This window comes from Streptomyces sp. 5K101 (genome assembly GCF_046506645.1).
Classification (GTDB): Bacteria; Actinomycetota; Actinomycetes; order Streptomycetales; family Streptomycetaceae; genus Streptomyces.
Genome location: NZ_JBKFFO010000010.1, coordinates 213,993 through 238,982 on the forward strand (window position 1 = coordinate 213,993; position 24,990 = coordinate 238,982).

Annotated in this window: 15 protein-coding genes; 11 read left to right on the forward strand and 4 right to left on the reverse strand. The window is 73.0% G+C overall.

The features are described 5' to 3' along the window. Positions 1–94 precede the first annotated feature (94 nt). Positions 95–1,219, forward strand: coding sequence for a GuaB3 family IMP dehydrogenase-related protein (locus tag ACLB9X_RS20965; RefSeq protein WP_410361893.1), 1,125 nt, complete (start codon positions 95–97; stop codon positions 1,217–1,219). Between the two features lie 84 nt (positions 1,220–1,303). On the opposite strand, the gene ACLB9X_RS20970 is transcribed toward ACLB9X_RS20965, so the two are convergent. Beyond that, positions 1,304–1,711: a hypothetical protein gene (locus ACLB9X_RS20970; RefSeq protein ID WP_410361894.1), complete on the reverse strand. Its 408-nt coding sequence runs from the start codon at positions 1,709–1,711 to the stop codon at positions 1,304–1,306. 104 nt (positions 1,712–1,815) lie between these two features. Further along, complete coding sequence (locus ACLB9X_RS20975) at positions 1,816–3,042, reverse strand: nucleotide sugar dehydrogenase (protein ID WP_410361895.1); 1,227 nt, start codon at positions 3,040–3,042, stop codon at positions 1,816–1,818. A 229-nt stretch (positions 3,043–3,271) separates the two neighbouring features. Here ACLB9X_RS20975 and ACLB9X_RS20980 point away from each other — a divergent pair, with 229 nt between their 5' ends. The 7 genes from ACLB9X_RS20980 (at position 3,272) to ACLB9X_RS21010 (ending at position 18,617) form a co-directional block, all read left to right on the forward strand. Continuing rightward, positions 3,272–4,978: a glycerol-3-phosphate dehydrogenase/oxidase gene (locus tag ACLB9X_RS20980; RefSeq protein WP_410361896.1), complete on the forward strand. Its 1,707-nt coding sequence runs from the start codon at positions 3,272–3,274 to the stop codon at positions 4,976–4,978. 334 nt (positions 4,979–5,312) lie between these two features. Beyond that, on the forward strand, positions 5,313–8,018 hold the full coding sequence (locus ACLB9X_RS20985; RefSeq protein ID WP_410361897.1) for a serine/threonine-protein kinase: 2,706 nt from the start codon (positions 5,313–5,315) through the stop codon (positions 8,016–8,018). Between the two features lie 140 nt (positions 8,019–8,158). Further along, positions 8,159–11,044, forward strand: a complete 2,886-nt coding sequence (locus ACLB9X_RS20990; protein ID WP_410361898.1) for a protein kinase — start codon at positions 8,159–8,161, stop codon at positions 11,042–11,044. A 243-nt stretch (positions 11,045–11,287) separates the two neighbouring features. Beyond that, entirely contained in the window at positions 11,288–12,871 is a 1,584-nt protein-coding gene (locus ACLB9X_RS20995; RefSeq protein ID WP_410361899.1) for a protein kinase domain-containing protein, read from the forward strand. Between the two features lie 184 nt (positions 12,872–13,055). Further along, a complete protein-coding gene (locus ACLB9X_RS21000; RefSeq protein WP_410361900.1) occupies positions 13,056–14,672 on the forward strand; it encodes a succinic semialdehyde dehydrogenase in 1,617 nt (538 codons plus the stop codon). 48 nt (positions 14,673–14,720) lie between these two features. Continuing rightward, positions 14,721–16,586, forward strand: a complete 1,866-nt coding sequence (locus ACLB9X_RS21005; RefSeq protein ID WP_410361901.1) for a GMC oxidoreductase — start codon at positions 14,721–14,723, stop codon at positions 16,584–16,586. A gap of 330 nt (positions 16,587–16,916) precedes the next feature. Further along, a complete protein-coding gene (locus ACLB9X_RS21010; RefSeq protein WP_410361902.1) occupies positions 16,917–18,617 on the forward strand; it encodes a peptidase in 1,701 nt (566 codons plus the stop codon). A gap of 545 nt (positions 18,618–19,162) precedes the next feature. Here the strand turns inward: ACLB9X_RS21010 and ACLB9X_RS21015 are convergent. Further along, positions 19,163–19,444 (reverse strand): chorismate mutase, encoded by a 282-nt coding sequence (locus ACLB9X_RS21015; RefSeq protein WP_410361903.1) that lies wholly within the window; start codon positions 19,442–19,444, stop codon positions 19,163–19,165. Positions 19,445–19,750: 306 nt separating this feature from the next. Here ACLB9X_RS21015 and guaA point away from each other — a divergent pair, with 306 nt between their 5' ends. The 3 genes from guaA to ACLB9X_RS21030 all read left to right on the forward strand — a co-directional run bounded on the left by guaA (position 19,751) and on the right by ACLB9X_RS21030 (position 23,468). Beyond that, positions 19,751–21,346, forward strand: a complete 1,596-nt coding sequence (gene guaA, locus ACLB9X_RS21020) for a glutamine-hydrolyzing GMP synthase (protein WP_410361904.1) — start codon at positions 19,751–19,753, stop codon at positions 21,344–21,346. Between the two features lie 212 nt (positions 21,347–21,558). Next, positions 21,559–22,800, forward strand: coding sequence for a hypothetical protein (locus ACLB9X_RS21025; protein WP_410361905.1), 1,242 nt, complete (start codon positions 21,559–21,561; stop codon positions 22,798–22,800). Between the two features lie 146 nt (positions 22,801–22,946). Then, entirely contained in the window at positions 22,947–23,468 is a 522-nt protein-coding gene (locus ACLB9X_RS21030) for a DoxX family protein (RefSeq protein WP_410361906.1), read from the forward strand. Positions 23,469–23,636: 168 nt separating this feature from the next. On the opposite strand, the gene ACLB9X_RS21035 is transcribed toward ACLB9X_RS21030, so the two are convergent. Continuing rightward, entirely contained in the window at positions 23,637–24,941 is a 1,305-nt protein-coding gene (locus tag ACLB9X_RS21035) for a PspC domain-containing protein (RefSeq protein WP_410361907.1), read from the reverse strand. Positions 24,942–24,990 lie beyond the last annotated feature (49 nt).

The following is a 24,990-nucleotide window of genomic DNA, read 5'->3' on the forward strand; positions in this document are numbered from 1 at the left end:
GGCGGTCCCGGGTCGCCGGGGCCGCCCCTCGCGTGTGGGTCGGGGATACTGGTAGGGCCCCAGGCGCAGAAGTAAGAGGGAAAGGCCACACATCGTGACTGAGATCGAGATCGGGCGCGGCAAGCGCGGCCGCCGGGCGTACGCGTTCGATGACATCGCCGTCGTACCGAGCCGGCGCACGCGGGACCCGAAGGAGGTCTCGATCGCCTGGCAGATCGACGCCTACCGCTTCGAGCTGCCCTTCCTGGCCGCCCCGATGGACTCGGTCGTCTCCCCGAGCACCGCGATCCGCATCGGCGAGATGGGCGGCCTCGGCGTCCTGAACCTCGAGGGCCTGTGGACCCGCTACGAGGACCCGCAGCCCCTGCTCGACGAGATCGCCGAGCTGGGCCCGGAGAGCGCCACGCGCCGGCTGCAGGAGATCTACGCCGCCCCGATCAAGGAGGAGCTGATCGGGCAGCGCATCAAGGAGGTGCGCGACTCGGGCGTCGTCACCGCCGCCGCGCTCTCCCCGCAGCGCACCGCGCAGTTCTCGAAGGCCGTCGTCGACGCCGGTGTCGACATCTTCGTCATCCGCGGTACGACGGTCTCCGCCGAGCACGTCTCCGGCGCCGCCGAGCCGCTGAACCTCAAGCAGTTCATCTACGAGCTCGACGTCCCGGTCATCGTCGGCGGCTGCGCCACCTACACCGCCGCGCTGCACCTGATGCGTACGGGCGCGGCGGGCGTGCTGGTGGGCTTCGGCGGCGGGGCCGCGCACACCACGCGCAACGTGCTGGGCATCCAGGTCCCGATGGCGACCGCCGTCGCCGACGTGGCCGCGGCCCGCCGCGACTACATGGACGAGTCCGGCGGCCGGTACGTCCACGTCATCGCCGACGGCGGTGTGGGCTGGTCGGGCGACCTGCCGAAGGCGATCGCCTGCGGTGCGGACGCCGTGATGATGGGCTCGCCGCTGGCGCGCGCGACCGACGCGCCGGGCAAGGGCCGCCACTGGGGCATGGAGGCCGTCCACGAGGACGTGCCGCGCGGCAAGCTGGTCGACCTGGGCATCGTGGGCACGACCGAGGAGGTCCTGACCGGTCCCTCGCACAGCCCGGACGGGTCGATGAACTTCTTCGGCGCGCTGCGCCGGGCGATGGCGACGACCGGCTACAGCGAGCTCAAGGAGTTCCAGCGGGTCGAGGTCACGGTGGGGGACTCGCAGCACCGCCGCTGATCTCCGGCTGTACACAGGGTAGGGCCCGGCACCTCGGTGCCGGGCCCTACCCCTTTGGGGAGCGGGTCGGCTTTACGGAGCGGGTCAGCGCCGGCGGCCCGTGTGCCTGAGCGGAACGCTCATGGCGATGCACAGCAGCGTGACGGTCGCGAGCGCAACGGTCCACGTCTCGCGGGAGTGGAACCCGAGCGCCAGCACCCCGGCTTCCAGCACCAGGCACCTCGTCGTCGCGCCGATCGCCCGGCGTTCGAGGCGCTGGGATCTGCCCAGCGTCCAGCACGCCCAGGCGCTCGCGGCAACGACGACGGCACCGACGGCGGCGACGCGCAGGATCTCGGCCTCCACCTCGTCGGCCGATCGGTCGCCCCGGCCGAATCCCTGGAGCCACCCCGGCAGGAACCAGAAGGCGACCGACGCGATGGCCGCGGCCTGGAGACCGAGCAGGAGGACGGCCGTTCTCGCTGCGAGTCGGTGCACGGTGGCTCGGCGCATGGGGGTCCATCGTTGCTCGGGAGGCGGAGCGGGTTGATCGCCTGTCTCCCCACCGGGATCGGATCTGTCCAGCGCCGCCAACGGCTCCTCCGCTCCTCGGCTCCTCAGAGGCGGTGTGCCGCGCCCGCCGGCGTCGCGCCCCGTGTGTCGAGCAGCAGCTGCGCCTTGACCGCCAGTCCCTGGAGGTCGTACGTGCGGTGGTGCTGGAGCAGCACCGTGAGGTCGGCGTCGGCGGCGGCCTCGTAGAGCGACTCGGCGCGGGGCACCGGCAGCCCGTTCACCTGCCAGTCCGGGACGTACGGGTCGTGGTAGCTGACGGATGCGCCGAGGTCCGTCAGGCGGCGGGCGATCTCGGTGGCGGGGGAGCCGGTCAGATCGGCGAGGTCGGGCTTGTAGGTGATGCCGAGGAGCAGGACGCGGGCGCCGCGGGCCGACTTGCCGTGCTCGTTGAGGAGCGTGGCGCTGCGCTGGATGACGTACTGCGGCATCCGGGTGTTGATGTCCTGGGCGAGGCCGACCATGCGCAGGGTGCGGCCGGTGGGCGGGGGGCCGGGGTCGACGGGGACACCGTGTCCGCCGACGCCGGGGCCCGGACGGAAGGCCTGGAAGCCGAACGGCTTGGTCTCGGCGCAGCGGATGACGTCCCACAGGTCGATGCCGAGATCGTGGCAGAGGACGGCCATCTCGTTGACCAGCGCCATGTTGACGTGCCGGAAGTTCGTCTCCAGGACCTTGACGGTCTCGGCCTCGCGCAGACCGCGGGCCCGGACGACCTTGTCGGTGAGCCGGCCGTAGAAGGCGGCGGCCGCCTCGGTGCAGGCGGGGGTGAGGCCGCCGATGACCTTGGGGGTGTTGGCGTAGCCGTGGTCGCGATTGCCGGGGTCGGTGCGGCTGGGGGAGTGGGCCAGGTGGAAGTCGCGCCCCGCGCGCAGGCCGGAGCCCTCCTCGAGCAGCGGACGGAGGAACTCCTCGGTCGTGCCGGGCTGGACGGCCGATTCGAGGAGCACGGTGGTGTGCGGGCGCAGCCGGGACGCCAGGGCGCGGGCCGCCTCGGCGAGTGCCGTGAGGTCGGGTACCCCGTCTCGGCCGGGGGGTGTGGGGGCGCAGATGACGGCGGTGCGCACCCGTCCCAGCTCTGCCGCGTCGGTGACCGCGCGGAAGCCGGCGGAGAGCATGCGGCGGACGTCCGCGGCGGTCACTCCCGCTGCCGGTTCGGCGAGACGGTGCGGGTCGGGGTCGTAGCCGATGGTCTCGATGCGGGCTGCCACGGCGGCCTGGGCGAGCGGCAGACCGAGGTGGCCGAGTCCGATGACGGCGAGATCTGCGGGCATGACGGTGGCCGTCCTTCCCATAACCGGAGGGGACACAGGACGCAAGCCCTGTGGGCGGAACGGGCGTGCGCAATGTCAGACTAGGCGTAAATATGACCGTTATGCCGGATTGTGCACGTGTGGCTAACGGAGTGTTATCCACAGGCGGTGGCTGAAGTCGGTGAGTGCGGACAGAATCGACGTTGTGAGCCCGACCGCAGGGGACGCACGGGGGCGACGGGAGGCAGCAGTGAGGACAGCGACACTGGGACCCGAGGAGCGCGCCGCGGCGCTCGCCGCAATGGCCGAGCGTGAACTGGACGTGCTGGTGGTCGGCGCGGGCGTCGTCGGAGCGGGCACCGCGCTGGACGCGGTGACGAGAGGTCTCGCGACCGGCCTCGTCGAGGCGCGCGACTGGGCCTCGGGCACGTCGAGCCGATCGAGCAAGCTCATCCACGGCGGCCTGCGGTATCTGGAGATGCTCGACTTCGCCCTCGTCAGAGAGGCGCTCAAGGAGCGCGGGCTGCTCCTGGAGCGGCTGGCCCCGCACCTGGTCAAGCCGGTGCCCTTCCTCTATCCGCTGCAGCACAAGGGCTGGGAGCGGTGGTACGCGGGATCGGGCGTCGCGCTGTACGACGCGATGTCGGTCTCGTCGGGCCACGGGCGCGGTCTGCCCGTGCACCGTCATCTGTCACGGCGTCACGCGCTGCGGGTGGCACCCGCGCTGAAGAGGGAGGCCCTGGTGGGCGCCCTGCAGTACTACGACGCCCAGATGGACGACGCCCGTTTCGTCACGACCCTGGTGCGCACGGCCGCGAATTACGGAGCCCAAGTGGCCAGCCGGGCAAGGGTGGTCGGCTTCCTGCGCGAGGGCGAGCGGGTCGTCGGCGCGAGGGTGCTCGACGTCGAGGCCGGCGGGGAGTACGAGATCCGTGCCCGCCAGATCGTCAATGCGACCGGGGTGTGGACGGACGACACGCAGGCGCTGATCGGTGAGCGCGGACAGTTCCACGTGCGGGCGTCCAAGGGCATCCACCTCGTGGTGCCGAAGGACCGCATCCACTCCACCACCGGTCTGATCCTGCGGACCGAGAAGTCCGTGCTGTTCGTCATCCCGTGGGGCCGGCACTGGATCGTCGGCACCACGGACACCGACTGGGACCTCGACAAGGCGCACCCGGCCGCCTCCAGCGCGGACATCGACTACCTGCTGGATCACGTCAATTCGGTGCTCGCCGTGCCCCTCACCCGCGACGACGTCCAGGGGGTGTACGCGGGGCTGCGGCCGCTGCTCGCCGGCGAGTCCGACGCCACGAGCAAGCTGTCCCGCGAGCACACGGTGGCGCATCCCGTGCCGGGGCTGGTGGTCGTGGCGGGCGGCAAGTACACGACGTACCGGGTGATGGCGAAGGACGCGGTGGACGAGGCGGTGCACGGACTCGACCAGCGGGTGGCCGCGTGCGTCACGGAGGAGATCCCGCTCCTCGGCGCCGAGGGCTACCGCGCCCTGTGGAACGCCCGCGCGAGGATCGCGGCACGGACCGGGCTCCATGTCGTGCGCGTGGAGCACCTGTTGAACCGGTACGGTTCCCTGACCGAGGAGTTGCTCGCGCTCATCGCCGAGGACCCGTCGCTCGGCGAGCCGCTCACCGGCGCCGACGACTATCTCCGCGCCGAGGTCGTCTATGCGGCCTCGCACGAGGGCGCACGTCATCTTGACGACGTGCTGACGAGGCGGACCAGGATCTCGATCGAGACCTTCGACCGGGGGACGCGCTGTGCGCGGGAGTGCGCGGAGCTGATGGCTCCGGTGCTGGGGTGGGAGAAGGCGCACGTCGAGAAGGAGGTCGAGCACTACGAGAAGCGGGTCGAGGCGGAGCGTGAGTCGCAGCGTCAGCCGGACGACCTGACGGCGGACGCGGCACGGCTGGGGGCGCCGGACATCGTGCCGATCTGACGGACGGGGCCGGGTCATTGCCGGAGCCGCCCGTCCGCTTCGACGGGCGGACCGCTCGGCCGCGACCGTTTCCGCCGGCCCCTGAGCAGTGGAGAGCCGTCGCGGGCTCCGGTCCGACAAGACGGGCAGAGCGCCCACCAGCACAGGCTCGGTTTCACCGTGCGTGAGCGCCCGACCGGGGTCCGTGGCGGCCCGTCCGCGTGCGCCCGATGGGTGGACCCGGGAGAGATTCCGGTCCCGGAGTGAGGGACAATGGTCGCTCTGCCAGGGCGGGTTACCGCATCGAGCGGGAAGCGGCAGGCGCGGCGAAGACCAGGGATCGCAGAGGGGACTCATGTCGGAGGCTGAGCAGTCGGGGGAGCCCCAGCGGGACGAGGCGGAGGGGGCCGGCCTCGCCGGCAAGGGCGAGGACTCCGCCGTGAGTGCTGGGGGCGGCAGCGGCGATGTGACGGGGGGAGCGCCGCGTCGTGAAACGGTGACGGCCCCTCAGAGCAGCGCGTCCGATGCGGGGGAGGCGTCGTCAGCTGACGAGCCGTCCACCGGGGGCAGCGCCTCGGACGCTGCTGCGGAGGACGGGGCGGCGGGCGCGAGTGAGTCCGGTGCCGGCGAGGCGCGCTCGAATGCGGGCGACGCGCCCACCCCTGGCGCGGCGGTGTCGGGCGCGGCCAAGGACACGGGCGGGGCGGCCTCCGGCAGCGGGGACGCTGCGCTCCCCGGCGCGGGCAAGGACGCCTCCGACGGCGGCGCGGCAGCTGCGGGCGCGGCCAAGGATGCCGCCGACGGTGACGCGGTCGCTGACAGCGCGGCCGACAACGGCTCTCCGGGCGGCGGCGCGGCAGTTGCGGGCGCGGCCAAGGATGCCGCCGACGATGACGTCGCCGTTCGCAGCGCGGCCGACAGCGGCTCGCGTGACGGCGACACGGCAGCCGCAGGCGCGCGCGCGGGCGCCTCGGGCAGTGGCGCTGCGGTGTCGGGCGCGGCCAAGGACACGGGCGGGACGGCCTCCGGCAGCGGGAACGCTGCGCTACCCGCGGACAAGGGCACCTCCGACGACGGCGCGGCAGCCGCGGACAAGGGTGCGAGCGGCGCGGTCACCACCGGCGCCGGGGGCGGTAAGGCGGCCGGCAGTGGTGCCAAGGCGCCCGAAGGGCGGTTGCTGGCCGGGCGTTACCGGCTGGGCGGCGTGCTCGGGCGCGGAGGCATGGGCACCGTGTGGCGTGCCGTCGACGAGACCCTCGGGCGCACCGTCGCCGTCAAGGAGTTGCGCTTCCCGAACGCGATCGACGAGGAGGAGAAGCGCCGGCTCATCACGCGTACGCTCCGCGAGGCCAAGGCCATCGCCCGGATCCGTAACAACAGCGCCGTCACCGTCTACGACGTCGTCGACGAGGACGACCGTCCGTGGATCGTCATGGAGCTCGTCGAGGGCAAGTCCCTCGCCGAGGTCGTGCGCGAGGACGGCATCCTGACGCCCCGTCGCGCCGCCGAGGTCGGGCTCGCGATCCTCGACGTGCTGCGTTCCGCGCACCGCGAGGGCATCCTGCACCGCGACGTGAAGCCGTCGAACGTGCTCATCGGCAAGGACGGCCGCGTCGTCCTCACCGACTTCGGCATCGCCCAGGTCGAGGGCGACCCGTCGATCACGTCGACCGGCATGCTCGTCGGCGCCCCGTCGTACATCTCGCCCGAGCGCGCCCGCGGCCACAAGCCCGGGCCCGCCGCGGACCTGTGGTCCCTCGGCGGCCTGCTGTACGCGAGCGTCGAGGGCTGCCCCCCGTACGACAAGGGCTCGGCGATCGCGACGCTGACCGCCGTGATGACCGAGCCGCTCGACCCGCCCAAGAACGCGGGCCCGCTGGAGGAGGTCATCTACGGCCTGCTCGCCAAGGACCCGGCCCAGCGGCTCGACGACGCGGGCGCCCGCGCCCTGCTGACCCAGGTGGTCAACGCCCCGGAAGCGCCGGTCCGGACGGCTGAGACCGAGGCCCCGGTGGAGCAGACGCGGGCCATACGGATTCCGCCGGCCCCGCCCGTTCCCCCGGCGCGCCCGGACGCCAAGCCGAAGGATCCGGCGGCCGAGCGGCTGCGCGGGGCGCTGCGTTCCGTGCGGAACGCCGCCGCGGCGGCCAAGGCCGAGTCGCGGTCCGATGCGCGCGCCGGGACGGCCACCACGGTCCGGGCGCCGGCCGCCTCCGCCGCTGCGTCCTCCGGCAGGCCCGCCCCCGTCCGCGCACCGCTCACCGATGTGGTGCCCCGCCGCACCCTGGTGATCATCGCGATCGTCGCGGTGCTCGTCGTGCTCTCCACCGTGCTCGTCTTCGCGCTCGGCGGAGACGACAAGGCCAACGAGGGCAAGGGGAAGGGCGACACCGCCGCGTCGGCGGGCACGACCGCGGGCGGCGACGGCAAGGCCACCGCAGGCGCCGACGCGACCCCCGACAGCGGGAAGGGCACGGACAAGGGCGACGGCCAGGAGACCGGTGAGGACGGCGGCGCGGACGACCCGGCCGGCGACACCGGCACGCCCGGCGGCCGGCCGTCCGGCGACGGCGGTGGCGGTGGCGGTGGCGGCAAGGACGCGCTGCCCCCGGGCTACGTGATGGTCTCCAACGACCAGTTCCACTTCGCCATGGCGATGCCGGAGAAGTTCCGCTTCACCGGCATCGCGGGCCGTAAGTCGGGTGCGAAGTTCAGCGTCGACGGCGGCGTTCCGCGCGTCCAGGTCGACTTCACCGCCAGCCCGGGGGACGACGCGGCCGCCGCCTGGTCCGCGGCCGTCCTCGGCGTCAGGTCGTCGAGCAACGGCTACAAGCACCTCGGCATCCGGAAGGTCGACTACAACGACTATCCGACCGTCGCCGACTGGGAGTTCGAGCGCACCGAGAAGGGGCAGCGGGTACGCATTCTGAACAGGGGCTTCAAGGTCGACGCCAAGCACGGCTACGCGATCATGATCACCTGCAAGGCGAGCGAGTGGAACGCCGAGGAGTGCGAGACGCTGCGCAGGACGGCGTTCGCGACGTTCGGGCCCAAGGACTGAGCAGGGCCACGTATCGTGAGAAGTCGCGGACGGAAAGCAGCGACAAGAGGCCGTTGACAGACTGGAATTGACGGCTTTGCGCGGTTGTGTGCGGTGTTTCCGGACCGGCCCGGGGGACAGCGCGCACGTGGGGAGGCGTCGTGGAGGACTTTGCGGGAAGGGTGCTCGCCGACCGCTACCGCCTGCCGTTGCCGCCCTCCGACGAGTTCGAGCTGGCCGAGACACGCGCCTTCGACACGTACAGCGGCCATGAAGTGCTGGTGCGGCAGGTGCCGTTGCCGGAGGTCGTGGACGCGGAGGTGGTCGACGGCGACGGGCTCGCAGGCGTCGCCGTGCCCCGGCGCACGCCGGGGCGTGCGACCCGGCGGCCCACGGACCCGGCCGTGCGCCGGGCCGTCGAGGCCGCGCAGGCGGCGGCGCAGATCCCTGACCATCCCCGCCTCGACCAGGTCTTCGACGTCTTCGCCGAGGACGGCTCGCTCTGGATCGTGAGCGAGCTCGTCGGAGCGCGTCCGCTCGCCGCCCTCCTCGCCGAGAAGCCGCTCAGCCCGTACCGCGCGGCCGAGGTCGCGTCCGACGTGCTCACCGCGCTGCGCGTGCTGCACGCGCTCGGCTGGACCCACCGGAACATCACCGTACGCACCGTCCTCGTCTGCGACGACGGCCGCGTGGTGCTCACCGGCCTGGCCTCCGGAGCGGCCGAGGAGGCGCTGTGCGGGTACGCGCCGGTCCCCGAGCCGCCCGATTCCGGCCCGGACGGGGAGGCCGGTTTCGACGGCCCGGACTCCGGTCACGACCTTGCGGCCGGCCCGGGACGGACCGACGCCGAGCGGTTGCCCGGGCCACGGGAGGGTGGCGCACCGGGCGGCCCGACGGCCCTGGAGCCCGTCCGGCCCGCGTTGCCCCGCCAGGCCGGCACGGACACCGGCCGGATGCCCGACGTACGGGCCGCCAGGGCGGGCGCCATCGCGGCCTACCGCGCGGGCGCCCGCGCGGCGGCCCGCGTCCAGGACGGCCAGGGACGCGACAACGGACGGTCCACGGGCGGCGGCGACGACCGCCCCGTGCAGGACGGCCTCGACCCCGACTGGTGGGCCCGCCGCCCGGGCGACACCGACGACCGCCGCGCCGACGCCGCCCACGACGGGGCATCCCCGTACGCCGACGCCGCCCACGACGAGGCGTCCCCGTACGCCGCCCACGGCGAGAGGTCCCCGCACGACGGCCCCGCCCACGGCGAGGCACCGGCCCACGACGCCGCCGCCCACGCCGAATCACCGGCTCACGACGACGACTACGACGACCACGACGACGGGTCCGGCCGTGTCCGCCTCGCCGGGACCTGGCAGGACGGCCCGCTCCTCGGCCGCGACGGCCCAAGTCCCCTGTCCGCCGGCGGCAGCCGCCCCGCGCTGCCCGCCGCGCGCCCCGACCGGGACGCCCCGCGGAACGACCCGTACCGCGACGACCCGTACGGGGTGCGCCAGGCGGCGGCCGGCCATGGACGGCCCGACGGGGGCGGCCCGCACGGAGCCCGCCCTGCGTTGCCGGCCGCCCGCAGGGACAGCGCGCCGACGGGCAGCTGGAACCGCGGCGGGGACGCCCTGCGCGCCGACGCCCAGCGCCGTCCCGTCCCCGCCGGAGGTTCCCCGGCACCCGCGTCCGGCCGCTGGGACGACGTGGTGGCGGGCGGCGCCGCCCCCGTCTTCCGCGGCCCGACCACGCCGTTGGCGGCCGAACGTGCGCGCCAGGCGCGGATCGCCGTCGTCGGCGCGGTCACGGAGCGCTGGGCGCCCGAGCAGGCCGGACCGGTCCACGAGAACTGGCAGTTGGCCGCGCCCGTGGGGCCCGCCACCGACCTGTGGGCGCTGGGCGCGCTGCTCTTCCGGGCCGTCCAGGGCCATGCCCCGTACCCCGAGGAGAGCGCCGCCGAGCTGGTCCAGCTCGTGTGCGCGGAGCCACCCGCGTTCGCGGAGGAGTGCGGGCCCCTGCGTCCGGTCGTCGAATCGCTGCTGCGTCAGGACCCCACGGAGCGGCCCGACTTCGAGGAGCTGCGCGGCTGGCTGCGCTCGCTCGTGCGCTCCGCGCCGGAGCCCGAGGCGGGCATGGGCGTCGTGCCGCTGCCGGCGGGCCCGGCGGACGCCGCGCGCCTGCCGGTCGTACGGCGGCGGGGCGAGCTCGTGCGCAGACGCCGCTACGGCGGCCGGGAGGTGGCGCACGGCCGGCACCGGCACAAGGCGCCCAGGAGCGGAGTCCGTCCGGGGCGGGCCGGGCGCCGGGACCGTCATGTGGGCCCGGAGCGGCTGCCGTACGACGGTCGGGGGCGTGCGCCGCGCGCCCTCGGCCGTACCTTGCTGCTGCTGATCCTCCTCGCCGTGGTGGCTGCCGTCGCGTATGCGGTCCTGTTCATGCCCAAGGCCGGGTCAGGGGAGCCGGATCAGGGCGCCGACCGGACGGCGGGTGCGGGGCCGAGCCCGGGCGGGACGGGCGGTGACGGGGAGGACGGTCGGCCCTCGCCGAGCGGGAGCCCCGGAGCGCAGCAGCCGCAGACGTCGGCACCGGCCGCGAACCTCCCCGACGGCTATGTGCTGCGCGAGGACCCCGAGGGCTTCCGGCTCGCCGTCGACGAGGACTGGCAGCGCAGGCCCATCAACGACGCCGGTCAAGTGCGTTACTCGGACGGGGACTTCACGCTGATCGTGGTGCCCGGCCGCGACCCGGTCAGCACCAACGGCGACGATCCGCTCGCCTACCAGCGCGACAAGGAGCGGGAGCTCCAGCCGTTCCGGGACTCGTCGTGGGCCAGCGCGAGCGGGCTGCGCCGCATCGACGTGGGGCAGCAGTCCATGGCGGAGGGCCAGTTCACCTGGCAGGACAGCACCGGCCGCGAGGTGTACGTGCGCAACCTGGCGCTGATCGTCGGCGACCGCTATCACGTGATCCAGGTGATCGGACCGGCGGACCGGCGCGACCGGGTCACCGAGATCCACCAGCAGGCGACGGCCACGTACCGCGTCACGCGCTGAGCCGGGGGCGAATGCCACCGGACGGGCCGCCGTGCCGCGTCATGCGCTGAGCCGCGGGCGAATGCCAACGGACGGGCCGCGCCCGCCAGTTCCGGTCGAAACACCCCGAACCGGCCCTCGTGTCACGCAGAGTGACGGACGCGCAGCTCACCACGCATCACGGTGCGGTCACTTGAGCGATCCCCGGTTTCCCATGCGTACCTCCCGTCCGTAACCTGTCAATGCGAAGAACGGGGCGGGTACGTGGAACACACTGACAACACAGGCGCCGGTCTGCTGCTCGCCGGGAGGTACCGGCTGGGCGAGACCATCGGACGCGGCGGCATGGGCAAGGTTTGGCGCGCCCATGACGAGTTGTTGCACAGAGTAGTCGCCGTCAAGGAGTTGACGGCGGGGCTGTACGTCTCCGAGGCCGACCGGATCGTTCTGCACGCCCGGACCCAGAAGGAGGCCCGCGCGGCGGCGCGCATCAGCCATCCCGGCGTCGTCACGGTCCATGACGTGCTGGAGCACGACGCCCGGCCCTGGATCGTCATGCAGTACGTCGACGGTCCCTCGCTCGCCGACGCCGCCAAGGAGCCCGGCCGCATCGACGAGCGGGAGGCCGCACGGATCGGGCTGCACGTCCTCGGCGCGCTCGGTGCCGCGCATGCCGCCGGGGTGCTCCACCGGGACATCAAGCCCGCCAACGTGCTGCTGGGCCGTGACGGCCGGGCGATGATCACGGACTTCGGGATCGCGGCGATAGAAGGCGACTCGACGATCACCAGGACGGGCGAGATCGTCGGCTCGATCGACTACCTGGCGCCCGAGCGCGTCCGCGGCCACGACCCGGGGCCGGCGTCCGACCTGTGGTCGCTGGGTGCGACGCTGTACACGGCGCTGGAGGGGGGCTCGCCGTTCCGCCGTTCGTCGCCGCTGGCGACCATGCAGGCCGTGGTGGACGACGAGCCGCCCGCGCCCCGGCGGGCGGGCCGCCTCGCACCCGTGATCATGGCGCTGCTCCACAAGGACCCGGCGGCCCGTCCCTCGGCGGCCGAGGCCGAGCGGATGCTGACGGAGGCCATGGATGGCCGGGAGCCGGCCGTGCCGGCGCGGGTGCCCTCGCAGCAGGTGACGCAGCGGCTGCCGCAGGGCGGCGCCCCGGCCTCCGGCGCGGGCTCCGGCACGCTCGCGTCCGCGTCGCCCGGCGTGGCCCCGGCCCGGCCCCGGCGCGGCCCGCGGCTGCGCACGCTCGCCGTCGTCGTGGTCCTCGCCGCCGTGATCGGCGGCGGCGCGGGTCTCGCCGTGATGACGTACGCGGACCGGGGTGGCGGCACCACCCCCGCGGACACGGACAGCCGGCCGACCGGGCACGCCCGGGCGTCGGACGTCCCGGACGGCTGGGAGCGTGTCCAGGACCCGGACGGGTTCAGCCTCTGGGTGCCCGAGGGCTGGAAGCGCCAGGCGGACGGCGACCAGATCGACTACACGCCGGACAACGGCCGCCACCGCATCCGGATCAGCGTCGACCCGTCCCCGGACTTCGAGAACCCCTACATGCACATGCTCGACATGCAGAAGAGGCTGGAGAAGCGTCTGCCGGACTACCGCCGGGTGAAGCTGCGTCCCAACACGTTCCGCGACCAGACGCAGTCCGCGCTCTGGGAGTTCACCTGGACCGAGCGCACGGAGCACCCCGGGCCCCGGCGCGCCATCGACCAGATGTACTACGAGGACGACGGCACCGAGTACGCCCTCTACATGTCCGGCCCGGCGGAGGACTGGGCCGTGACCCGTGAGCAGTTCGACACGATGCTCAGGGGCTGGCGGCCGCCCCCGAACTGACGTCCGGGCGCTCGCCCATGAAGATCCGTACTACGGCTTCATCACGCGCCGGACCTCGGCCGAACCATGACAAGCCCCTGATCAGGGCTTATCCGCCAGTGATCACCGGCGTAATCGTGGGGGCCCGTGAAAAGCTGTTACCGACGGGTACCCAAAGTGCCCGTCGCCGCATACTCTCGCCCCCATGACGGACTCGCAGGCCACCGCAACCGCCCTCGGCACCAATCCCATCGCCCCGTCGCCGGCCGGTGTGCGCACCGCAGCCGACGTGGTCACCCCCGAAGTGGTCGCCCAGCTCACCAAGGGCGTTACGGGCTCCGGCCGCACGGCCAACCACGCCCCCTTCACCGGCGAGAAGCTGGCGGACCTGCCCGAGTCCACCCCCGCCGACGTCGCCGTCGCCTTCGAGCGGGCCCGTGCCGCCCAGCGCGTGTGGGAGGCCACCCCGGTGCGCGCCCGCGCCGCCGTGCTGCTGCGCTTCCACGACCTGGTCCTCGAGCGCCAGGCCGAGGTGCTGGACCTGATCCAGCTGGAGACCGGCAAGGCCCGGCTGCACGCGCACGAGGAGGTGCTGGCCGTCGCCGTCGCGGCCCGCCACTACGGGCGCAAGGCCCCCGCGTACCTCAGGCCCAAGCACCACACGGGCGTCGTGCCCGTCCTGACGAAGACCACTGAACTGCGCCAGCCGCGCGGGGTCGTGGGCCAGATCGCGCCCTGGAACTACCCGCTGGAGCTGTCCGTGGGCGACGCCCTGCCGGCCTTCGTCTCCGGCAACGCGGTCGTCATGAAGCCCGACACCGAGACCGCGCTCACCGCGCTGTGGGCGCGCGACCTGCTGATCGAGGCGGGTCTGCCCGCCGGGGTGTTCCAGGCCGTGATCGGCGAGGGGCCGGTCGTCGGCCCCGAGGTCGTCAAGCACGCCGACTACGTCTCGTTCACCGGGTCGACCCGCACCGGCCGTGAGGTGGCCCAGGGCGCGGCCGCCCGGCTGGTCGGCGTCTCCCTCGAACTCGGCGGCAAGAACGCCATGCTGGTGCTCCACGACGCCGACGTGGAGAAGGCCGCGGCCGGCGCGGTCCGCGCCTGCTTCTCGTCCGCGGGCCAGCTGTGCATCTCCATCGAGCGGCTGTACGTCCACGAGTCGATCGCCGACGAGTTCGTCGAGCGCTTCGCCGCGCGCACCAGGGCGATGCGGCTCGGCAACTCCCTCGCGTACGGTGCCGACATGGGCTCCCTCGTCGGGCCGCGGCAGCTGGAGACCGTCACCCGCCATGTCGAGGAGGCCGTCGCCAAGGGCGCGACCCTCGTCGCCGGCGGCGTCGCCCGCCCGGACATCGGCCCGTACTTCTTCGAGCCCACCATCCTCGACGGCGTCGACGCGCCCATGGCCGTGTGCAGCGAGGAGACCTTCGGCCCGGTCGTGTCGATCTACCGCTTCTCGGACGAGGACAAGGCCGTCGAGCTGGCCAACGCCACCGCGTACGGGCTCAATTCGAGCGTGTGGACCAAGGACGGCAAGCGGGGCCACGCCGTCGCCGCGAAGCTGCGCACCGGCACGGTCAACATCAACGAGGGCTACGCCCCGGCCTACGGCAGCGTCCAGGCGCCCATGGGCGGCATGAAGGACTCCGGACTCGGCCGGCGGCACGGCTCCGAGGGCATCCTCAAGTACACGGAGGCGCAGACCGTCGCCCAGCAGCGGCTGCTGCCGCTCGCCCCGTCGTTCGGCATGGACGACGAGAAGTACGCCGCGTTCATGAGCTTCAGCCTGAAGGCGATGAAGGCCCTGCGCCTGCGCTGACCGCCGCCCCCGCATCCGTACGCCCGCACACTTTTCACGAGGAGAGCCATGTCCGAGGTACCCCCTGCCCGAGATCAGGACGCGGCGGACGCAGACGCGTACGACTACGACGTGATCGTCGTGGGCTCCGGCTTCGGCGGCTCGGTCTCGGCCCTCCGGCTGTCCGAGAAGGGGTACCGGGTGGGCGTCCTCGAGGCGGGCCGCCGGTTCACCCGGGAGTCGCTGCCGAAGAACTCCTGGGACCTGCGCAACTACCTCTGGGCCCCCGCGCTCGGCCTGTTCGGCATCCAGCGCATCCACCTGCTCGGCAACGTGATGGTGCTCGCGGGGGCGGGCGTCGGCGGCGGCTCGCTCAACTACGCCAACACGCTGTACGTCCCGCCGGCTCCGTTCTTCAACGACCCGCAGTGGAAGGACATCACCGACTGGCAGGACGAGCTCGCGCCGTACTACGACCAGGCCCGCCGCATGCTCGGCGTACGGCTCAACCCGACGATGACCCCCTCGGACGTCCACCTGCAGGCGACCGCCGAGGCGATGGGCGTGGGCGACACCTTCCACCTGGCCCCGGTGGGGGTGTTCTTCGGGGACGGCGAGGACGCCGACGGGTCGGCGAAGGCCAGGCCCGGTCAGGAGGTCGCCGACCCCTACTTCGGCGGGGCCGGCCCCGCGCGCAAGGCGTGCACGGAGTGCGGCGAGTGCATGACGGGCTGCCGGCACGGCGCCAAGAACACCCTCAACGAGAACTACCTGTACCTCGCCGAGCAGGCGGGCGCGGTCGTCCACCCCATGACGTCCGTCGTCGCGGTCACCGAGGACGCGCGCGGCGGCTTTGCCGTCAAGACGCTGCCGAGCGACGACAAGCGCAAGGGGCGGGGCCACACGTTCCGGTCCCGCCGGGTCGTCATCGCGGCCGGCACGTACGGCACGCAGACCCTGCTGCACCGGATGAAGGACAGCGGACTGCTGCCGCGGCTGTCCGCGCGCCTCGGCGAGCTGACCCGGACCAACTCGGAGGCACTCGTCGGCGCCCAGACCGACAACCGCCGCTACCGCAAGCGCCACGGCGTGGACCGGGTCGACTTCACACGCGGCGTCGCGATCACGTCCTCGATCCACCCGGACGAGAACACCCACATCGAGCCGGTCCGTTACGGCCGCGGCTCGAACGCCATGGGCGGCATGACGATTCTTCAGGTGCCCTACCGGGTCAGGGGCCGGGTCGCCGGCTGGCTCGGCAACATGGCCAGGCACCCGTGGCTCGCCGTCCGCGCACTCTCCAACCGGCGCTGGTCGGAGCGGACGATCATCGGCCTGGTCATGCAGTCGCTGGACAACTCGCTGACCACCTACCGCAAGCCGAGCGGCATCGGCAAGGGACTGCTCACCGCCCGCCAGGGCCACGGCGCCCCGAACCCGAACCAGATCCCCGAGGCCACCCGCGCCGCGTCCCTGCTCGCGGAGGAGATCAACGGCTTCGCCGGGTCCAACATCGGTGAGCTCATGGGCACTCCGCTCACCGCCCACTTCCTCGGCGGCTGTCCCATCGGCGCCTCGGCCGAGGAGGGCGTGATCGACCCGTACCACCGGCTGTACGGGCACCCGGGCATCTCGGTCGTCGACGGCTCAGCGGTCTCGGCGAATTTGGGCGTCAACCCGTCGCTGACGATCACGGCACAGGCGGAGCGCGCGATGTCGTTCTGGCCCAACAACGGGGACGAGGACATCCGCCCCGCCCAGGGCGCCGCCTACGAGCGGCTGGCCCCGGTGGCGCCGAAGGCACCGGCGGTTCCCGCCGAGGCGTTCGGCGCGCTGAAGCTGCCGTTCCTCGGCATGCCGACGGTCCCGCCCAAGAAGCAGCGCGTACCCGAGAAGCAGCCCCTGCCCAAGAACCAGCCCGTGCCCAAGAAGTAGCCCTCGTGCCCGCGGGCCGCCCCCGCGCACGACGAAGGCCGCTGCACCCCCCTCCGAGTGCAGCGGCCTCCTGGCTTTGTGCGGCCGCCGCGCGCCGGAAGCACGAGAGGCCGTTGTTACGCATGCATGACCTGTGACCCGTGGGGATGGTTGTCCTCCGTTCACGGAATCCTTGTGTGAGGTGGATCACAGGAGGATCGCAGGTGGAGGGCGTGGCCAAGCTGTGATCTTGTTCCGCGCAACCGTCGGCCGCTCCGCCAGGTCACCTGTGTGCCGCATCGCTCACTCAGCACGCGGCCCATGAATCCCTCCTGACCAAGAGGTTCGTACATGAGACGCGTCAACTCGTCGGCCGTTCTGCGCGGTTCCGCGGCCGGCCTCGCCGCCGCGGGCATGATCGCCGCTGCCGGGCTCTTCGCCGCCCCCGCCCACGCGGCCGACCCCGTCTTCACGCTCGGCGGTCCCGCGGAGATCGGCCTGCGCCCCCACCCCGGAAGCGGCGCGCCGCAGAAGGCGACGCTGGACGTCACGGTCGACAACCCGCGGGACGAGGACTTCACCGACGAGTACACCGTCACCTTCGACCTCAGCGGGATCGCGGGCGTCGCGGACGTCCGGTTCGACGGCGAGGCCACGAGCGCCGACTGCGAGATCACCGGAACGACGGCGGTGTGCACCGACCACAGCATCGGGGGATCCGCCCTCAACAGCGTGGCCCGCCTGGAGCTCACCGCCGCGAAGGACAGCGAACTGGGCGCCAGTGGCGACATCAAGGTCACCGGGAAGTCCGAGAACGCGACGTTCACTCCGTACTCGGCCGAAGTGACGGTCGGCGGCCCCGACCTCGTCATGCGGCCCCTCGGTCTCAAGCAGGACGTCCTGCCCGGCGAGGCACAGCCCGCGCGGATCTCGTTCGCGAACACGGGCACCGCGGCCGCCGACGGCGTGCTCCTCACGCTGATGTACAGCCACGGCATCGAGATCCCCGAGCGGTACTCCAACTGCGAGTACACCAAGAGCACCGGCGCGTCCTTCGAGGACGTGTTCTCCACGGCGATCTGTTCGTTCGAGGGCTCGTACGAGCCGGGCACCGTCTACGAGCTGGCAGAGCCCCTCACGGTCAAGGCGGCGAAGCACGCCTTCCGCGAGGACTTCGTCTACCGCGTGGGCGAGAACACGCAGAAGGAGCGGGACGCCCAGCGCGCCGGGGCCTCCTTCACCAAGGGCAGCGGCGGGAAGCTGGCCCTGAAGAAGGTGCTCTCCGCCCGCTCCGCGGACCTCGACCCGTGGAACAACCAGCAGGAGCAGTCCATCCGCGCGAAGAACACCGCGGACTTCGTGGCCTACGGCGCGTCCGTCGCCGAGGCCGCCGCCGGGGAGACCGTGCGGACGACTGTCGGCTTCCGCAACGAGGGCCCGGCCTGGATCGGCTACCTCCGCTCCGGGGAGGACATCGGCGTCGTGGACGTCACGGTCCCCGAAGGGGCCTCGGTGACCGCGAAGCCCGACACCTGCACCGGTGTGACCGCCGCCGGCGGCGACCGTGAGCAGCAGCTCGGCGCGCCCCGCTACTTCTGCGCCGTCCCGTCCGTGGTGAGGGAGGACGAGAACTTCGCGCTTCCCTTCGAGATGACGATCGAGAAGGTGGTCCCGCAGGCGAGGGGCAAGGTGACCGTCCGGAACTGGTTCGTGTCCGACCCGGCACTGCCCTTCGACCCCGACATGGACGACAACACCGCGACGATCGTCCTCAACAGCGCGGACACCGGCTCCGACAGCGGTGGCACCGGCGACCCGGCCACGAGCGGCGGCACCGGCGGTTCCACCGGCGGCGGGGACGACGACGCGTCGACGGGCGGCACCACCGGCGGCTCCGGCACGTCCGGAACCTCGGCGGGCGGCACCACGGCCCAGGGCGGCCTCGCCGCCACCGGCTCCTCGGCCCTGCTGGCCGCGGGCGGCGCGGCCGCGGCGCTCGTCGCGGGTACGGCGGCGATCCTGGCGGCCCGCCGCCGGGGCACGAACGCCTGACCCGGCTCCCCGCAGGGGGACGACGGTGAAGGGCCCCGCGGACACCGAGTCCGCGGGGCCCCTTCGTCCGGCACCGGCGTCAGGGCTGCGGCGGTGCCGTGGCGCGGCGCCGGGGGGTGCGCCACGTGGGGAGGCCGCCGCCCCGGCGCTCACGGGGCGCCCGGGGATCGGCCTGTGTCAGTGAGGTTGCGCAGAGGGGGACGTGCTCGTCGTCGTGTCTGCGGGACGGGCTGCGGCCTGCGCAACCGTCGGACCGGATGCGGTCGGCGCCGGGCGTCCCCGGAGCCGACCGCCTTGGGGTGACCGGGCTGCTGTCCCCTGCCGACCGGTCACGCGCGCTGGGGCGAGGTCCCACGACGCACCTGCGGGTGCGTCACACGCTCCAGCGGAGCCACGCGTGGTTTCCTTCGAGGCCCGCCCCTGGCTGGCACGGACATCGGGACCAACGAGGTCCGGCAGGGGGCGTCACGCGCCGTACGGGTGAGTATGTGCCCGAACGCAAGTGCGCAGACGTACGCCTGCGGCTCAGACGCGAAGCCCGCGCCTCAGATCCGGCCCCGGCACAGCTCCAGCATCGTCATCGCCAGCGACGTGCCGGGCTTGCCGAGCGCATCCCTGTAGTGGCCGAGGACCTCCATCTCGCGGGCCAGCACGCGGCGGCCGCCGGAGGCGATCCGGGCGTCCTGGATGACGGCCGAGACGGCCATGCGTTCCTGGATCAGGCCGATGATGCGGTCGTCGAGCGCGTCGATGCGCTCTCGGGCGCCGGTGATCACGTGCGCGGCGTCGTCGGTGCGGGCGCCGGTCTTGTCGAGTACCTCGGTCATGGGGGCTCTCCTTGGGTGAGGGGCCCCGGATCGGCACGGCCCGGAGAAAGCCGAAGCGCCCCGGGCCTTGTCGGCCCGGGGCGCCTGGGAAGTCGCTTGTCAGTAGCTCAAGCAGCATGACCATGGCAGCCGGACGGGCCGGTGCCATAGGTAAAGACGAAGGTCAGCTGTTGGTGCATGGGAGCAGTATGGACCCGGCCCCGCACCCGTGCCAAAGCCGGGTTCGGATGGTGAGACGAAGGTATGTCCGGCCGTCCCGGTAGAATCGACTGATACCGACCCTCTCCCACCGCCGGAAGGCCGCCAGTGTCATCAGCGTCCCCCGCTGCCGCGCCCGCATCCAACCCGGACGTCGTCCTGGTTGTCGACTTCGGCGCCCAGTACGCCCAGCTCATCGCCCGCCGCGTCCGTGAGGCCCGGGTCTACAGCGAGATCGTCCCGTCCACGATGCCCGTGGCGGAGATGCTGGCGAAGAACCCGAAGGCGATCATCCTCTCCGGCGGCCCGTCGTCGGTGTACGCGGAGGGCGCCCCGCGCCTGGACCGCGAGATCTTCGAGGCCGGTGTCCCCGTCTTCGGCATGTGCTACGGCTTCCAGCTGATGGCGACGACCCTCGGCGGCACCGTCGACAACACCGGTGCGCGTGAGTACGGCCGTACGCCGCTGCACGTCACCAAGCCCGGCTCCACCCTCTTCGAGGGCACCCCCGACGAGCAGTCGGTGTGGATGTCGCACGGCGACGCCTGCTCGGCCGCCCCGGAGGGCTTCACCGTCACCGCGTCCACCGACGTGGTCCCGGTCGCCGCCTTCGAGAACGACGAGAAGAAGCTCTACGGCGTGCAGCACCACCCCGAGGTGATGCACTCCACCTACGGCCAGCAGGTCCTGGAGCACTTCCTCTACCGCGGCGCCGGCATCCAGCCGAGCTGGACCACGGGCAACGTCATCGAGGAGCAGATCGCGGCCATCCGCGAGCAGGTCGGCACCAGGCGCGCCATCTGCGGCCTGTCCGGCGGTGTGGACTCGGCCGTCGCCGCCGCCCTCGTCCAGAAGGCCATCGGCTCCCAGCTGACCTGCGTCTACGTCGACCACGGCCTGATGCGCAAGGGCGAGACCGAGCAGGTCGAGAAGGACTTCGTGGCCGCGACCGGCGTCCAGCTGAAGGTCGTCGACGCGGAGAAGCGGTTCCTCGACGCGCTCGCGGGCGTCTCCGACCCCGAGGAGAAGCGCAAGATCATCGGCCGGGAGTTCATCCGGGTCTTCGAGCAGGCGCAGGCCGAGATCGTGGTGGAGGCCGCGGGCGGCGAGGACGTCGCCTTCCTCGTGCAGGGCACGCTCTACCCGGACGTCGTCGAGTCCGGCGGCGGCACCGGCACCGCCAACATCAAGTCGCACCACAATGTCGGCGGCCTGCCCGAGGACCTCGAGTTCGAGCTCGTCGAGCCGCTGCGCAAGCTGTTCAAGGACGAGGTCCGCATGGTCGGCCAGGAGCTCGGCCTGCCGGAGGAGATCGTCCAGCGCCAGCCGTTCCCCGGCCCCGGCCTCGGCATCCGCATCGTCGGCGAGGTCACCAAGGAGCGCCTCGACCTGCTGCGCGAGGCCGACGCCATCGCCCGTGAGGAGCTCACGGCGGCCGGCCTCGACCGCGACATCTGGCAGTGCCCGGTCGTGCTGCTCGCGGACGTCCGCAGCGTCGGCGTCCAGGGCGACGGCCGCACCTACGGCCACCCGATCGTCCTGCGCCCCGTGTCGTCCGAGGACGCCATGACGGCCGACTGGACGCGCATGCCGTACGAGGTGCTCGCGAAGATCTCCACCCGGATCACCAACGAGGTCGCCGACGTCAACCGCGTGGTGCTCGACGTGACGAGCAAGCCGCCGGGCACCATCGAGTGGGAGTGACCCCCACCGACCCGTCCAGGTCAACGCCGACGCCGTCGCCCATTCGTTCGGGCGGCGGCGTCGGCGTTCACGGTGGGTAGCCGGGGTCAAGCGCGCTCCGTCGGTTTCACCCTTCCTGGCCTCCGCCATCGGGGTGGCGGCGGATTGCGTACGGCACAATTCCCATGCATCACAAGGCGGTGCCTGGCGATGCGGAGAGGTGGCGTTCGGCCGTGGCGGTGCAAGAAGCGGGACAGTGCGACACGTGCGCGCACGGCGCGCGCGAGGGTCATCGGCGCGCGGTGGCCGAATTCCTCGCCAAACGGGAGGAGTTCGCGGCGGGTGAAGGGCTGCCCGCAGGCGTCGCCCACTCACCGGGCGCGTCCCGGCAGTGGGTGTCCGACGAACTGACGCAGTCGGCCCGCACCGTCGCGGGCTTCGACCAGGCCGCGTCCGCGTCCCGGCTGCGCAGGGTCCGCCTGCACACTCTGGCCGTGGTGTGGGGGTGCTTCACGGTGCTCGTCGTCGGCCAGACGGCGACCGCGATCGGCACCGGCTGGACCCCGGCGCGTACGGCGGGGCTGCTCGCCGCCTTCGTCGTCGCCGGCATCCTCACCGGCGCGGCGTACGCGCACCGGAAGCGAGGCGGCATCCTCGCCGTCCTGACCGGTGAGGACAACCGCCTCTCCACATCCCGTACGGTCGCCGCCGCCTGGCTGCTCGTCGTCTGCGGCACCGTGCTGCATCTCGCCGTCCTCATGGCCGGTGCCTCGTCGACCGCCCGTCGCGACCGGATCGCCGAGGGGCTGAGCCTCGCCGCCGGAGGCGGGCTGCTGTGCGTCCTCGCCGTCGTGTGCGCGATCGCCGTCGCGGTGCGCAGGACCGTGGCCGTCCGCGTCGCCGCGACGCGGCTGCAGAAGGTGCGCGCCGACCACCCGCGCGCGGCCGACGTGCTGTGCGACGACTCGGGGCGGGCCTCCTTCACCGACGGGCAGTACGTGCTGGTCAACGCGGCCGCCGTCGTCCTGGCCCTGAGCGCGCTGGTCCGTGCTCCGGAGCGGCTGCCCCAGGTCCCGTGGGGGCTCGTGCTGCTGGTGGCGTTGTCGGGCGCGACGTATCTGGCCGGCAAGTACGCGGAGGGCGGCAGGCCCGTCGTGATGGCGGTGGTGCGGGCCCGGGAGGCCGGTGACCTGGACGGGCCGATCCGCACGGGGGACGACATCGAGATCCGCGGCACCGGCTTCGTGCCTCCGGGCGCGGACCGGCCGGACCTGCTGGCGAAGCTCGTCGTCCGCTTCGGCGCCGTCCATGTGCACGTGCCGCTCATCCCGGTGGCGGGCGGCTTCGCCAACCCGGCCGACACCCTGCTCACCGTGCCCGTACCCGTGGACGTCGAGCCCGGCCCGGTCGACGTACAGGTGGTGACGGCCGCTGGAGTGACGAGCAACCGCTGCCTCATCGAGATCAGCGACTGACCCCGAGCCGCCTGAGCGGGTACCGACCGCAGTCGCCGGCCGAGAAAGTCACCCACCTGTCACAGTCCGTGCCGCACGCCTGGTGAGCGGCGCCGCTTCACCGTACGTATGGTCGTCTGACGGGCCGAATCGAAGGCGGGACACCGATGACCTACACCTACCGGACGACAGCGACCTACGGGACGGGCAGCGACGCGCCGCGCGGCTGGAGAGACCAGGCCACCCGGTACGCACTGCTGCCCCTGCGGCTGTTCCTCGGCGTGACCTTCGTCTACGCCGGCATCGACAAGCTCACCGACAGCCGCTTCCTCGCGGCGAGCGGCACCGGCTCCATCGGCGAGGTCATGGCCTCCGTGCGCGACGGCTCCGCCGTGCCCTGGCTCGTCGACCTGGCGCTGAAGAACCCGGTGGCCTTCGGGCAGGCCATCGCCATCGGTGAGATCGCCGTCGGCCTCGGCACCCTGGTCGGGCTGCTCGCCCGGCCGGCCGCCCTCGGCGGCGCACTCATCTCGCTGAGCCTGTGGCTGACGGTGAGCTGGCAGACCGATCCGTACTACTACGGCAACGATCTCGCCTACCTCATGGCCTGGGTGCCGCTGGTGCTCGCCGGTGCTCCGGTGTTCTCCCTCGACGCCATGCTGCGGGCCCGGCGGCGCCGGACCCCGTAGTGCAGGGCGGCGACGGTCCCCGCCAGGACCAGACCGCCGAAGACGACCGGGAAGACGACGAACCACGGCGTGTGCCAGGCGTTTGCCGCGTCACCCCCGTACAGCACGGCGGCGGTCAGCACGCACAGGCCGGCGACCAGCCTGCCCGGACGGAATGGGTGCCGGAGCTCACGACGCGGCACGGGTCACCTCCACCTGTCCGATGCCCAGCTCCAGATCGAGGACGAGCGTCCCGCCCGGCGGCGCTCCCGGCGGGGCGGGAAGCGTCCAGCGCCGGTCCTGGCCCGGGCCGGCGTCCACATCGTCCGGCGCGTCGCCCGGCAGCCTGATGTCGCCGACCCCCACCTCGGTCGCCAGCCGCACCGCGGCGTCCTTCGGCAGGACGACCTTCAGGTGCCCTAGCCCCATCTCCGCCCGCGTCGACACCGTCTGCCCGGCGGGCACGTCGAGGGCGGTGAGGTCGAGGGTGCCCTGCCCCGAGCCCATCTCGTAGGCCGGCCGGACGGCGGACGCCGACGACGGCGCCCAGGTCCTGTCGCCGAACGTCGTGCCGATGTCCTTCGGCAGGGCCGCGGCGCCCGCCAGCAGAGCCGCCGTCACCGTCGTCAGCAGGACCGTGCCGAAACCGGTGCGGCCCAGCCACGTGCTCACCAGGAGACCGAGGCCGAACACGGCCAGCGCCGCGACGAGCCCGATCTGGAGGGCCGTGCCCAGCGGTTGGCCCTCCCAGCTCAGGCCCGTGCCCAGCCCGCCCGCGACCAGCGCCAGCAGGAACACCGCGCCGCCGATCCCGCGCGGGCCGCGCGGCTGCGGCACCACGACGGCGGCGGCCGGACCCCGGCCCGGGCGCGGGGGAGCGACGGCGCTCTCGGCCACCGCCGACTCGGGGCCCCACAGATATCCGCCGGGCACCGGCCCGGTCGTCCCGTCCTTGACGATCGGGTCGCGCCACCAGGACGGGCTGTCCGGGACGGGCGGGGCCTTCGTCTCGGGCGGTGCCTCGGCGACGGCGTGCGCCGCGGCCGCCGCCATGGGCTCGACGCCGGGCGGGGTGTGCGTACGCCGCTGGGACCACACGGCCGCTCCGGTCACCGCCAGCGAGAGCATCGTGGCGAAGCCGAGCATGTTCCCGTTGCCCAGCATCGTCAGGAGGAGTCCGCAGCCGAGCAGGGCGAGCAGCACGGCGCTCAGCGCGGAGCCGTCGACGCGGCCCGACAGCATCCTGCGGAACTCGTTCTCCTCCTCGTCGTCGGCCGGGATCAGCAGCCAGGCGAAGCCGTAGAAGATCAGACCGATGCCGCCGGTCACCGACAGCACGCCGATCACGATCCGGAAGATCACCGGGTCTGTGTCGCAGTGCCTGCCCAGCCCGGCGCAGACCCCGGCCACCACCTTGTGGCGCGGGGCGCGGCGCAGCCGCGGCGGAGGCGGCTCCTGCGGGGGCTGGGGCGGCGCGGCGGTCGGCTGGGTCATGACTCCATGGTGACGGGCCCGGTGCCGGGGCGGCAGCCGCCCCGACCCT